12 protein-coding genes are annotated in these 12,155 nt (G+C 64.7%); 11 read left to right on the top strand and 1 reads right to left on the bottom strand.

Annotation, left to right across the window (positions count from 1 at the left end; all coding sequences use genetic code 11):
• The first annotated feature begins 3 nt into the window (after positions 1–3).
• Positions 4–2,382, top strand: a complete 2,379-nt coding sequence (locus tag ACSBM8_RS17470; protein ID WP_442681631.1) for a TonB-dependent receptor — start codon at positions 4–6, stop codon at positions 2,380–2,382.
• Positions 2,383–2,463: 81 nt separating this feature from the next.
• Here the strand turns inward: ACSBM8_RS17470 and ACSBM8_RS17475 are convergent, their stop codons facing one another.
• Positions 2,464–4,065, bottom strand: coding sequence for a sulfotransferase (locus tag ACSBM8_RS17475; protein ID WP_442679264.1), 1,602 nt, complete (start codon positions 4,063–4,065; stop codon positions 2,464–2,466).
• A gap of 277 nt (positions 4,066–4,342) precedes the next feature.
• Between ACSBM8_RS17475 and ACSBM8_RS17480 the strand changes: the two genes are divergently transcribed.
• The 10 genes from ACSBM8_RS17480 (at position 4,343) to ACSBM8_RS17525 (ending at position 12,068) form a co-directional block, all read left to right on the top strand.
• Positions 4,343–4,660 carry a 2Fe-2S iron-sulfur cluster-binding protein gene (locus tag ACSBM8_RS17480; RefSeq protein ID WP_442679265.1) on the top strand — a complete coding sequence of 106 codons (318 nt, stop codon included), beginning with the start codon at positions 4,343–4,345 and terminating at the stop codon, positions 4,658–4,660.
• Positions 4,661–4,828: 168 nt separating this feature from the next.
• A complete protein-coding gene (locus tag ACSBM8_RS17485) occupies positions 4,829–5,227 on the top strand; it encodes a cupin domain-containing protein (protein WP_442679266.1) in 399 nt (132 codons plus the stop codon).
• 86 nt (positions 5,228–5,313) lie between these two features.
• The gene (locus ACSBM8_RS17490) at positions 5,314–5,862 is read left to right on the top strand and encodes an RrF2 family transcriptional regulator (RefSeq protein WP_442679267.1); all 549 of its coding nucleotides are present in this window, start codon (positions 5,314–5,316) and stop codon (positions 5,860–5,862) included.
• Positions 5,859–6,506 carry a response regulator transcription factor gene (locus ACSBM8_RS17495; protein WP_442679268.1) on the top strand — a complete coding sequence of 216 codons (648 nt, stop codon included), beginning with the start codon at positions 5,859–5,861 and terminating at the stop codon, positions 6,504–6,506. Before ACSBM8_RS17490 ends, ACSBM8_RS17495 begins: the two co-directional genes overlap by 4 nt.
• An 83-nt stretch (positions 6,507–6,589) precedes the next feature.
• Positions 6,590–6,961, top strand: a complete 372-nt coding sequence (locus tag ACSBM8_RS17500; protein WP_442679269.1) for a response regulator transcription factor — start codon at positions 6,590–6,592, stop codon at positions 6,959–6,961.
• Between the two features lie 62 nt (positions 6,962–7,023).
• Positions 7,024–8,637 (top strand): sensor histidine kinase, encoded by a 1,614-nt coding sequence (locus tag ACSBM8_RS17505; protein WP_442679270.1) that lies wholly within the window; start codon positions 7,024–7,026, stop codon positions 8,635–8,637.
• Between the two features lie 83 nt (positions 8,638–8,720).
• Positions 8,721–9,563 (top strand): aminoglycoside 3-N-acetyltransferase, encoded by an 843-nt coding sequence (aac(3), locus tag ACSBM8_RS17510; protein WP_442679271.1) that lies wholly within the window; start codon positions 8,721–8,723, stop codon positions 9,561–9,563.
• Between the two features lie 269 nt (positions 9,564–9,832).
• The gene (locus ACSBM8_RS17515; protein WP_442679272.1) at positions 9,833–10,591 is read left to right on the top strand and encodes an SDR family oxidoreductase; all 759 of its coding nucleotides are present in this window, start codon (positions 9,833–9,835) and stop codon (positions 10,589–10,591) included.
• Positions 10,592–10,678: 87 nt separating this feature from the next.
• Positions 10,679–11,263 (top strand): glutathione binding-like protein, encoded by a 585-nt coding sequence (locus tag ACSBM8_RS17520; RefSeq protein WP_442679273.1) that lies wholly within the window; start codon positions 10,679–10,681, stop codon positions 11,261–11,263.
• A 43-nt stretch (positions 11,264–11,306) separates the two neighbouring features.
• A complete protein-coding gene (locus ACSBM8_RS17525) occupies positions 11,307–12,068 on the top strand; it encodes an SDR family oxidoreductase (RefSeq protein WP_442679274.1) in 762 nt (253 codons plus the stop codon).
• The last annotated feature ends 87 nt before the right edge of the window (positions 12,069–12,155 follow it).

Raw genomic sequence — 12,155 nt, forward strand, 5'->3', positions numbered from 1 at the left:
GGCATGGCAACGGGCGCGTCCGCGCAGACCGCTTCGGCGCCAGCGGAACAGCTGGCCCAGGCCGACGGCCAGACTGCGGACAGCGCCAACGAAATCGTGGTGACCGGCAACCGCCGCAGCGTGACGCTGCAGAACGCACCGATCAACATCTCGGCGATTGGCGCGGAGCAGCTCCAGCGTCAGCATGTCGACGATATCCGCGATCTCGCCGCCTTCACCCCCGGCCTGACCATCTCGGATACCGGCCCCCGTTCGACCGGATCGATCGTCTTGCGCGGCCTCAATGCCTCCGATGTGAGCGCGGAAGGCAATAGCTACGACAATGCGCTTGGCGTCTATCTGGGCGAAGTCCCGCTATATTACGACTTCAAGTTCCTCGACATCTCGCGCGTGGAGACTTTGCTCGGGCCACAGGGAACGCTCTACGGCCTCGGCACGCTAGCCGGCGCCATCCGCTACATCCCGAACCGCCCCAACGTGACCGACGTCGAAGGCGAAGTGCACGGCCGTTTCTATGGCAAGAGCCATGGTAGCAAGGCCGGCTATCAGGGCGATGGGGTGATCAACATCCCGATCGTCCGGGATCACATCGCCTTCCGCAGCGCGACCGGCTATTATTACGATCCGGGCTTCATCGATTATCCGCTGCTGGTGCAGACGCCCGGCGTCTCGCTGCCGCAGCCGGACGGCCCGACCAGCGTGTCGCAGGCGGGCTACGACGCCAACCTGAAGAAGCGCAAGGATCTCAATTTCGAGAAGACCTTCACCACCCGCAACCAGCTGCTGGTGCAGACGAGCGAAGATCTGAAGGCGATCTTCACCTACGCCTATCAGCAGACGAAGACCGAAGGCTCGCAGTCCAACAGCGCCGGCGTGCTCGGCACGGGCAAATATGAAAATGCGGCGCGCTACATCGAACCGTCGAACCGCCACGCCAATCTGTTCAGCCTGGAAATCAACGCGAACATCGCCGACATCGCCGACCTTGTCTCGACGACGGCCTATACCAAGGTCCGCAACCGCTCGCGGAGCGACAATACCGATCTGCTGCTCGATCTGGACTATGATTATGAACTGTTCCCCGCGTTCACGAGCTGGAACGAGACCGACGATCGCCGCAAGCAATTCAACCAGGAAGTCCGACTGGTCTCGCGCCATGGCGGCCCGTTCAACTGGGTGCTCGGCGGCTTCTACAACAACCAGAAGAACCATCGCGACTATGCCGAGCATGTGCCCGGCCTGTCCAATTTCTATGAGATCCCGGGCAACCCCGACGATCTGGAATATGTGAGCTACACCAAGTCGAAGGTGACCGAGAAAGCGATCTTCGGCGAAGGCACGTTCCACGTCACGTCCAAGTGGCAGGTGACGGGCGGCGCGCGTTATTTCAAATATACGTCGAACATTCAGGGCGCGCTCACGCTGCCGCTGCTCGGCGATCCGCTCAGCCCTTATGAACTCAAACCCTCGGGCGGCAAGGCCAAGCAGGACGGCTGGGTGTGGAAGTTCAACAGCTCCTATAATTTCACGCCCGACCTGATGGCCTATGCCACCTACAGCAAGGGCTACCGCATCGGCGGCCCGAACCGGGTTGCCCCGTGCCCCGTGCCTCTGCCGGATAACGTGCAGAATGCCTGCGCGCTGCCGAACGAGATCCAGTACGGCCCGGACAAAACGAAGAATATCGAAGTCGGCTTCCGAACGCAGCTGTTCGACCGCAAACTATCGTTCAATTTCGACGTCTTCCACATCAAGTGGGCGGGTATCCAGGTCGCATCTTCCACCGTCAACGGTGCTACAGGGATCACGGTGAATGGCGGATCGGCCAAGTCGCAGGGCTTCGAAACCTCCTTCCAGTTCCGGCCGGTGCCGAAGCTCGCGATCCAGGGCAGCTATTCTTATACCGATGCCAAACTGACGGAGGATGTGCCCGGGATCGTCACCATCCGCACGACCCCCAACAATTATGACGGACGGCCCAAATTCACGCAGCTGAACGCGCTCGACGGTGATCGCCTGCCGGGTTCGGCCAAGAATTCGGGCGCGCTTGGCGCGACCTACACGACGCCGATCCTGGCGGGCAATCTGATCGCCAACTGGGTCGCCACCTATCGCGGCAACGTCGTATCGCGCCTCGGCTGGGATCGCGCTTATGGCGACAAGATCCCGAGCTATGTGACGCACCGCGCCTCGCTCCAATATGAGACGGACAAATATAGCGTCAGCCTGTTCGCGACCAACATCTTCGACAAATATGCGGTGGTGTCGGTCAGCAACGATCGCTCGCGGATCGGCGTCAACGATGGCGTTGCCGTCCGCTTTTACGGCCAGGCCGTACTCAACCCCCGCACGGTTGGAATCGAAGGTCGGGTGAAGTTCTGATCACACGCAGCTGATAAAGGGCGCTCTCCGGCAACGGAGGGCGCCTTTCTTCTGTTCGGCGTCCACGATGCCCGCCGGACGCTATCCGTCGATCCGGATGCCTTGGGATTCCAGCCAGGCGCGCGCCGGCGCCAAAGCCGGTTCGTAGGCACGCCACTTGCCGACGGCATCGGCATTGAGCGGCCGGCGCACCTGGGCCGCGCTCGGCGTCGCCACCGCGGCCTTATTCTCATGGAACGACAGGCACGCCTCGTCCCACACCAGGCCACAATGCTCCAGCAGCCGGCGCGTCTGGGGCTCCTGCTCCGCCACCAAAGTCTCGTAGGATAGCTGCAACACACGGCCCGGCCATAGCCGGTCCCAGAGCGCCATCAGCCGATCGAAGCGGACAAAATAGCGCGCTATGTCCATGAGATCGTAGGAATAAGCGTAATAGGCCGATTGGCTGGCAAACAGGTTCTTATAGTTGCTCCAGATCACGTCCATCGGGTTGCGCCGCAAGCAGACGATCCTGGCCTGCGGCAAGGCCCGGGCGATATGGCCGACATACAGGAAGTTGGCGGGCAATTTATCGGTGAAGCGGGGCCTGTTCTTTGTCCGGTGGTGGTCCGCGCGCGCCAGATAGGCCTCGCCGAGCAACGTCGGATCGATCGCACCGCTCGCGGCAATCGTCTCCGGATCGATGACGAGGCGGGAGGGCGTACCGGCGAGCTGTTTCACCGCCAGCGGCATCGCCTGCAGCTCGCCCGCGGCCTCCACCTCCGGATGGGACGAGAGGATGCGATCGACCAAAGTGGTGCCGGTGCGCGGCATGCCCAGGACGAAGATCGGCGCCGGATCGTCATGGCCCGCGCTGCCGGCCAACGCCGCCGCCCCGCCCGCGAACAGCGCTTCGATCGCGTCGAACAGCGCCGCATCCTGGGCGAAATCATAGCCGATCCTGCTTTTGTGCGCGGCATTGGCGGTGGAGAGATGCGCGAAAGCCGCGTCGCCCTTCCCGATATCTTCCAGTTCCTTCGCGAGCGCATAGCGGATGCGCAGGGCGTCGTCCGGCCGCGTCGCGTGCGCCAGCGCGCGTTCCAGCCGAGGGACGTGGTGCGTCCGCGCCGTCTGCCGCGCCAGGATCGCAAGCGCATAGTGCGCGCGGGCATGGCCGGGCTGTTTGGCGAGGATCGCCTCATATTGGGTGCGCGCCGCATCGACCTGACCGACAAAGCCGAGGGCGGCGGCCAGATTATAGCGAAATTCCAGATTGTCCGGCCGGGCGGCGACCGCGCCTGTGAAGGGCGCAATCGCGGCTTTGTGATCGCCCAGCCGCACCAGAACGCATCCGATCGTGTCGAGCGTCAGCGCATCCTGCGGCGCCAGGGCCATCGCGGCCCGCGCTGCGTCGCCGGCCGGGCCATCGCGACGCGTCGTGATCAGCAATCGGGCGAGCTGCGCCAGATGTTCGGCCTCGGGTCCGCGGGCCACGGCCGCTTCGATCAGCGGGATAGCCTTGGCGATATGCCCGGCCTCCGCCGCGGCCATGCCCAACAGGAAATAGCCCGTCGCCTGCGCCGGATGGGCGGCGACCAGGGCCTTCGCCGCTGCGATGGCGGTGGGCAGGTCACCCCGCTGCAACGCTGCCTTGGCCTGGCTTTCGTGATTCACGCGCAGGCCCGCCCGCCCGTGCTGGTCCATGATTTGAGCAAAGAAACGAAAACCCGCACGCTCGTCCGCCCCGTTCTCGCCGACGCCTAGCGCCGCATAGTCAAGCGCTGCGATCTACCGGCCTGCCTGCGTTAGCGACGTTCGCGCGCAATCGCCAATTTCCGCATGCCCGGTGCGCATACGTCAGACGACGGATGGCAGGCCGTTTGGTGCCGACCTACCGAGTCGCGGGCGTCGTTTCTCACCCATTCTCACGCCCCTTCGCCGGCGCGCACTCCCGCGCGTCCGGCGTCATCAGGATAGCTGCATGTCGCAATTGATCGTTACCAGTCGTGCCGGAGACCAGGCCAATGTGGCCGCCCAGGAAGGCCTGAGCCTGATGGAGATCATCCGCGAAGCCGGTTTCGATGAGCCGTTCGCACTCTGTGGCGGCGGCTGCTCCTGCGCGACCTGCCATGTCTATATCGATCCGGCGTTGCTGGATCAGATGCCCCCGATCAGCGCCGACGAGGATGCGTTGCTCGACAGTTCGGACCATCGTCAGCCCAATTCGCGCCTGTCCTGCCAGGTGCCGTTCGTGCCCGCGATGGATGGACTGCAGGTCGTGGTCGCACCGGAAGATTGATAAGGGCGCCTGCACCAAAGCACAGGTTCGCCTGTCTTTTCGGGAGGCCCACGCACCCCTCCGCACGATAGCCCGATCGCGCGATTGCCGCGATCTTCGTTCCGCTTCGCCACCCGGCGAAGCGATTGGCGGCGGCATCGCTCGTTCGCCGCTGCACGAGGATCGCCCATGATGTTCCGCTTTCTCGCCCCGCTGCTGCTAGTGGCCAGCACCGCCGCGGCGGCTGCGCCGGCAGCGCCGCATGCCGTCGTCGTCGATCTGATGAACAAGGCGCTCGCCGATTATCCCGGCAAGGAAGCGGTGATGATTTCGGTCACCTACCCGCCGGGCGCGGTGGATCCCATCCATCGTCACGACGCGCATGCTTTCCTGTATGTCCTGGAAGGCTCGATCATGATGGGCGTGCGCGGCGGCAAGACCGTTACGCTGAAGCCGGGCCAGACTTTCTACGAAGGGCCGCACGACGTGCACACGATCGGCCGCAATGCCAGCGCGACCAAGCCGGCCAAATTCCTGGTCGTCCTATTGAAGAAGCGCGGCGACCCCATCCTCACGCTGGCGAAATAAGCGCCGCCGGGCAGCGCGGCACTCTTTGTTTGCACAATCGCTGGCCAGTTTAAACGCGGACTGATATAGTCCGCGTTATGGCACATATGACGGTCAGCGTCGAATATGGCATCCACAGCTTGCTCGTCATGCTGGATGCGGACGGCCATCCGCTCAGCAGCCGCGATCTGGCCGATTTCCAGAATATCTCGCACAGCCTGCTGGCAAAGATCTTCCCCAAGCTGGAAAAAGCGGGGATCGTGCGTGCGTCGGAGGGCGTGCGCGGCGGCTATCGCCTCGCGCGGCGGCCCGATCAGATCAGCTTCCTCGACATTGTCGATGCGATCGAAGGGCGAAAGCCCTTGTTCGATTGTCAGGAGATACGGGGCCGCTGCGCCGTATTCGACGGCCCGTCGCCGCCCGACTGGGTCACGCAAAGCGTCTGCGCGGTCCATGTCGTCATGCTGCGTGCCGAGAAATCGATGCGCGACACGCTGGCGAGCCAGTCGCTGGCGGATCTCGGGACGACACTCGCCCGCAAGGCCCCGCCGGAATTTTCGGCCGGCGTCACAAGCTGGTTGCAGGACCGCATCAATAGCCGCGTGCGCCCCCGTTCGGCCAGCTCGCGCAGCGTCAGCACACAGGGATCGCCATGACCGTCGCAACCGCCGAGCACGATCGTCCGCTGGTCCTCATCGTCGACGATGACGAGGCGGTACGCACCTCCCTCGGCGAGTTGATGGTCTCCGTCGGGATCGACGCGACCTGCTTCGGATCGACCCGGGAGTTGCTGGAAACCACCTTGCCGGAGCGGCCCGGCTGCCTTGTGCTGGACGTTCGCATGCCGGGGTCCAGCGGCCTCGATCTGCAGCAGCATCTGGCCGCGGCCGGCAATGCCAAGCCGATCGTCTTTCTGACCGGCCATGGCGATATCCCGATGTCGGTCCAGGCGATGAAGGCGGGCGCGATCGACTTCCTGACCAAACCCTTCCGCGATCAGTCGCTGCTGGATGCTGTCTCCACCGGCATCGAACGCGACATTGCGCAGCGCGCGGCTGCGCGGACGGTCAAACGCCAGGTCGATCGTTACGCGACGCTGACGGCGCGCGAGCGCCAGGTCTTCCGCCTGGTCGCCCTGGGACGTCTCAACAAGCAGATCGCCTTCCAGCTCAACATTACCGAGGTGACGGTGAAGCTCCACCGCAGCGGGGTCATGCGCAAGATGGAGGCAGCCTCGATCGGCGAGCTGATCCAGGGCTGGAACATACTGCCCCCCGCCCTTCGCGCAGACCCATCCTAGACTATGGTATGGTTCCCGGCGGCCACGGATTGGGCGACATCCGGTGGCGGTCGCACGGGCCGCGCCAGTAAGGACTTTCCCTTTTGTCCGAAGCGCCTGTCGTTGCGATCGTTGACGATGACGAAGCCGTCCGGGACGCGCTGCTGGACCTCCTTCTGGTGGAGGGCATGGCCGGGCAAACCTTCGCATCGGCAACGGCCTTCCTGGAGGCGTACCAGCCCGACCGGTTCAGGGGCATCATAACCGATGTCCGCATGGCCGGGATGGATGGGCTCGAGATGCAACGTCGGCTCCGCGCGCTCGGCTCGGATGTTCCCGTGATCGTCCTGACCTCCGCCACGGACGAAGAGACGCGCGAACGCGCCCTGCAGGACGGCGCCTTCGGCTATCTCACCAAGCCGGTGGCGGACGAGGTCCTCCTGACACTGCTGCGCGGCGCCCTGGCACGACGATGACCGGCACACCGTCTCCAAACGCGGCCCGGCGCGCATTGCGGATGGCGGCCGGAGCCCCCGTCATGCGCTATGCCCAGATGCAGGGCCATGTCGGCCCGTGCTGGGCCGTGGATGTGTCGTGCGTCCCGCGCGCGGCGATCTGCGCCGGCGCCGCACAGGCGGCCGGCAATGTCTTGCCGCGCACGATCGTATTGGAGGTCAACGAGCCCGCCGCGCATACGCTTGGGCCTTATTCGGGACGGGCCGGCATGATCGGACGACCGATCTCCGCCTTCTGGCCGCGCGAGAGCCAGGCGATCCTTTCCAGGCTGATCCAGGACGTCCTGGCCGATGGGTCACCCTGTGCGGCACGATCGCAGGCCATCACCTCGCTGCAATTTCAGGATCCCCGCCTGTCCGTCTGGACCGACCAGGGTATCGAGGTCGAAGACATCGTCTTCATCGCCATCGCCGGCGCCGAGATTGACGGACGCTCGCTCTGGGCCTTGCGCGCCAGCGAGGTGCGCTACCGCAACCTGATCCAGCACCTGCCATCGGCGCTGCTGGAAATCGACGCCACCGCCATGACGGCCTTGTTCGATCAGCTGCGGGCCGATGGCGTCGTCGACATCCTGGCGTATCTCGACGCAACGCCGGAGGCCGCGTTGACCGCGCGCCGGATCGTGCGCGTTACCGACGCCAACCGAGCCGCCATACACTTGTTCGGCGCGACCGAGGCCGATCAGCTGATCGGTTCGGTCGATTACCTGTTCGCCGCCTCTCCCGACACGGTGAAACGCGTGATCGCCGCCCATTATGACGGCCGGCGCAACTTCAGCGATGTGATGAAGCTCGCCACGCTGGATGGCCGGTTGCGCGACGTCGCCCTGACCGTCACCTATCCGACGCCGCCCGATCGGCTGGATATCACCATCCTCGGGCTTGAGGACATTACCGATCGCCTCCGCACCGAGGCGCAGCTGCGGCAGCTGCAGGCGGATTATTCGCGCGCAGCCCGGATCTCGACGCTGGGCGAATTGGCGACGTCGATCGCGCACGAGATCAATCAGCCGCTCGCCGCGATCGTCACCAACGCCGAAACCAGCCAGCGCTGGATCGCGCGCGCAGAGCCCAACCTTGCCAAGGTGGCGCAGCTGACCGCGCGCATCGCCGAAAGTGGACGACGCGCGAGCGACATCGTCCAGCGGATCCGCCAGATGGCGGCGCGGCGACCGCCCGAGCGTGCACCGATCGACCTGAGCGAAGTGGTCGACGAAGCGCTGCATTTCGTCCGCCACGAAATCGAATCCCGGTCGATCAACCTGTCGGCCCGGCTTGCGCCCGATCTGCCGCCCTTCCTGGGCGATCGCGTCCAGCTGCAGCAGGTTATCGTCAACCTGCTCGTCAATGCGGTCCAGGCGCAGGGCTGCGGGCCCGATACCCGCATCGATCTTACCACGGCGGCGGGTGCGGCGGATGTCCGCTTTACGATTCACGATGGCGGCAGCGGCATCGCGCCGGAAAATCTCGACCGTATCTTCAGCAGCTTCTTCACCACCAAGGAAGAAGGGATCGGGATCGGGCTGGCGCTCTGCCAGTCGATCATCGTGGCCCATGGCGGCACCATCTCAGCCGCGAACCATCCCGAAGGGGGCGCCCTCTTCCAGTTCGTGCTTCCCACCGCCCGACAGGAATGACGCATCGCGCGCTGCGGGTGGGGGCAAGCGGACGGTCGCGCGCCGGGTTTGAGCTTGCAGCCGGAGTAGCGCATCAAAGCGCTATGACCCACGATCGTCCTGAATTTCGCACCCGCGCATCCCTGCGAGACGACCTGACCCGTATCGGGTTGCGGGCAGGCGATACCGTCATGGTTCACGCCGCCATGAGCAAGGTCGGCCCTCTTCTGAATGGACCGGACGCGCTGTCGAGCGCCATCCTCGATGTGGTCGGCTCCGAAGGTACGATGCTCGTCTATACGAGCTGGGACAGCGTTCACGACGATCTGCTGGACGAGGATGGTCGCGTCCTGGCCGAATGGCGGGATCATGTGCCGGGGTTCGACCGGCAGACATCGCGTGCGGTGCGGATGAACGGCATCATCGCCGAGTTCGTCCGGACGATGCGCGGCGCCCGACGGAGTGCCAACCCTGGCGCGTCCGTAGCGGCGGTCGGCAAGCGCGCCGACTGGATCACGGCCGATCACCGTCTCGACTATGGTTTCGGCGAGGATACCCCCCTGTCCAAGCTGGTCGAGATTGGCGGTCGCGTTCTGATGGTGGGCGCGCCGTGGGACACCATGACGTTGGTCCATCACGCCGATCACCTTGCTGACATAGCCGATAAGCGGACGATCCGGATCGAAGTGCCGTTTGCCGGCGCCAACGGCACGGAATGGCGCTTCATGGAGGAGTTCGAGACCGGCGATCCCGTCCACGAGGACTTACCTGAAAACTATATCGAGCAGATCGTGACCGCCTATGTTGAAAGTGGCGGCGGCAATCAGGGCGCAATCGGCGCGGCGCCTTCGCTGCTGGTCGATGCCCGTCCGATGCTCGCTTTCGCCATCCGCTGGCTGGAAACATGGGCGGTTCAGCATTCGGCAAGTGCGATCGGAACGGCTTAGCCGCCCTCCCAAAATACGATCCCGGTCGGGAAGCGGCGATCCGGTCGTTGCGCTGTCGTCGTCGCCATGCACGAAAGCCTGTCCGGCTGGCGAGGCAGGGCCCTGTCGCAATTCTACTGCCACGCCATCGCGGTTTACGTAGCGATCCTGCGCCAAAGGACAGGTTTACCTGCTCATTGATGGGGCCGGTGCCGCCATTGGCACGATAGCGCACGCGGCGCCTGATCGCGATCTTCCGCTGCATTCCAGTCGCACAAGGAGGAGCAGATATGAAGATCGTCGTCATCGGCGGGACCGGCCTGATCGGATCGAAGGTCGTCGATACGCTGAAACAGCAGGGGCACGAAGCCGTTGCGGCGTCGCCAAATACCGGTGTCAACACGGTCACCGGGGAAGGACTCGCGACCGCGCTCGCCGGGGCTGAGGTCGTGATCGACGTCTCCAATTCGCCGTCGTTCGAAGAGCAGGCCGCGATGGACTTCTTCGCGACGGCCGGCCGCAATCTGACGGAGGGCGAGATCGCCGCCGGGGTGCGTCACCATGTCGCTTTGTCCGTGGTCGGAACGGACCGCCTGCAGGACAGCGGCTATTTTCGCGCGAAGCTGGCGCAGGAACAGGCCATCAAGGCGTCGCCCATTCCCTATACGCTCGTCCGCGCTACCCAATTCTTCGAATTCCTGCGGCAGATCGCGCAGGGCGCCACCCTGGACGGATCGGTGCGACTGCCCGCCGTCACGTTCCAGCCGATCGCCGCGGATGACGTTGCGCGCGCGATCGTCGATCTTGCCCTGGCGCCACCGGCGAACGCCATGATCGAGCTTGCCGGCCCGGAAACCTTCACGCTCGACGAGCCGATCCGACGCGTGCTGGCGTGGGACGAAGATACACGGCCGGTAATCGTCGATCCGTCGGCACCTTATTTCGGCGTTCAGGTGGATGATAAAAGCCTCGTTCCCGAAGCCGACGCCTGGCTGGGCTCGACCAAGCTGGATTGGTGGCTCGCGAAGGTCCCACCACCAAAGAGATAACGGCATCGCGCGGATCGCAGCAGGGCGCGCAACTAGCGCCCTGCTGCGGCCGATTGCAGCCGCCCCATCATCGAAGGATGCCCATTCGTGAAACTTTATTATGCGCGTGGCGCATGCAGCCTGTCCGGCCGGATCGCCCTGCATGAGGCTGGCATCCCGGCCACGTTCGAGCGGGTCGATATCGCCACCAAGATGACCGAGCAGGGCTTTGATTACACCGCCGTCAATCCCAAGGGCTATGTCCCGATGCTCGTCCTCGACGATCATGCGGTGGTGACCGAGAATATTGCCGTGCTGGCCTTCCTCGCCGATCGCGAGCCGGCGCTTGGGCCGGGCGGTCCGCTCGGCCACATCCGTCTGCTCGAAATGCTGTCTTATCTGTCCACCGAGCTGCATGTGGCGTTCAAGCCCTTCTATCATTCGACCGATGCCGCCGCCTTAATCACGGCGCGCGCGGCCGTGGCCGGTCGCCTCGCTTTCCTCGCCGAGCATATTCGGGAGCTCTATCTGTTCGGCCCCCGCTTCACCGTTGCCGACGCCTATCTATTTGTGATGCTCCGCTGGGCGAAGGAATTCGCCCTTGCTTTGCCGCCCGGCATGGACGGCTATTTCGCACGGGTCATGGAACGTCCGGCTGTCCGGCAGGCGCTTGCCGAAGAAGGGCTCAGCTGATGCGCGTCCTGACCGACGCCGTCCTCGACGCGGGGGCACGAATGTGAAGATCGCCGTAATCGGCGCGCGCGGCCGGATCGGCCGCAAGCTGGTAAGGCGGCTCCGCGCGTTGGATTGCGCGGTCGTGGAAGCGTCGCCGACGCTGGGTGTGGATGCGGTCACCGGCCGCGGCCTGGCAGCGGCGTTGCACGGGGCCACCGTCGTCGTCGATGTCTCCAACCCCCATTCACGCGAAGGTGCTGCCGCCTCCCAATTCTTCAGCGCGTCATGTCATAATCTGTTGACGGCCGGGCGGGCCGCCGGGGTTCGGCACCATGTGGCCTTGTCGATCGTCGGCGTGGATCGCATTCCCGGCGTCGACTATTTCGACGCCAAGCGCACACAGGAGGCTCTGATCATGGGGTCCCCGATCCCATTCACGATCGTCCGCTCGACCCAGTTTTTCGAACTGGTGCGCGACGTGGTTCAGGACGGGGACGTGCGCGAGGTGCGTATCGCGCCGGCTTTGGTGCAGCCGATCGCGGGCGACGATATTGCGGATTTCATGGCCGACACGGTAATGGCCGGGCCGGGCGGCGGGATCGTCGAGATTGCCGGGCCCGAAGCCTTGCGGTTGGACGATGTCGCGACCGAGATCGCTACCGCCTATGAAGATGGCCGCCGCATCGTGAGTGACGTCGAGGCGCGATATTTCGGCGCCCGGCTCGCGGAACGATCGCTGCTTCCGGGCGCGGGCGCCTGGATCGGGCCGCGCCGGTTCGATGACTGGTTACGCAACAGTTTGCAGCCCGACGCGCATTGCTGATCGCTCCGGCGCGTGCCGTGCGGCGGCGTCTGGCCGCACCCATGATCCGACTTGCCATGCATCGCCACACCGGGATCAGCCCGATCC

This window comes from Sphingomonas sp. ASY06-1R (genome assembly GCF_052180265.1).
In the GTDB taxonomy this organism is placed as follows: domain Bacteria; phylum Pseudomonadota; class Alphaproteobacteria; order Sphingomonadales; family Sphingomonadaceae; genus Sphingomonas_I.

Excerpts from the sequence above, each read along its gene's own strand:
- ACSBM8_RS17480 (WP_442679265.1), top strand. The coding sequence starts at position 4,343 with ATGTCGCAATTGATCGTTACCAGTCGTGCCGGAGACCAGGCCAATGTG.
- ACSBM8_RS17515 (WP_442679272.1), top strand. The coding sequence starts at position 9,833 with ATGAAGATCGTCGTCATCGGCGGGACCGGCCTGATCGGATCGAAGGTC.
- ACSBM8_RS17470 (WP_442681631.1), top strand. The coding sequence starts at position 4 with ATGGCAACGGGCGCGTCCGCGCAGACCGCTTCGGCGCCAGCGGAACAG.
- ACSBM8_RS17475 (WP_442679264.1), bottom strand. The coding sequence starts at position 4,065 with ATGGACCAGCACGGGCGGGCGGGCCTGCGCGTGAATCACGAAAGCCAG.
- ACSBM8_RS17505 (WP_442679270.1), top strand. The coding sequence starts at position 7,024 with ATGCGCTATGCCCAGATGCAGGGCCATGTCGGCCCGTGCTGGGCCGTG.
- ACSBM8_RS17495 (WP_442679268.1), top strand. The coding sequence starts at position 5,859 with ATGACCGTCGCAACCGCCGAGCACGATCGTCCGCTGGTCCTCATCGTC.
- ACSBM8_RS17490 (WP_442679267.1), top strand. The coding sequence starts at position 5,314 with ATGACGGTCAGCGTCGAATATGGCATCCACAGCTTGCTCGTCATGCTG.
- ACSBM8_RS17485 (WP_442679266.1), top strand. The coding sequence starts at position 4,829 with ATGATGTTCCGCTTTCTCGCCCCGCTGCTGCTAGTGGCCAGCACCGCC.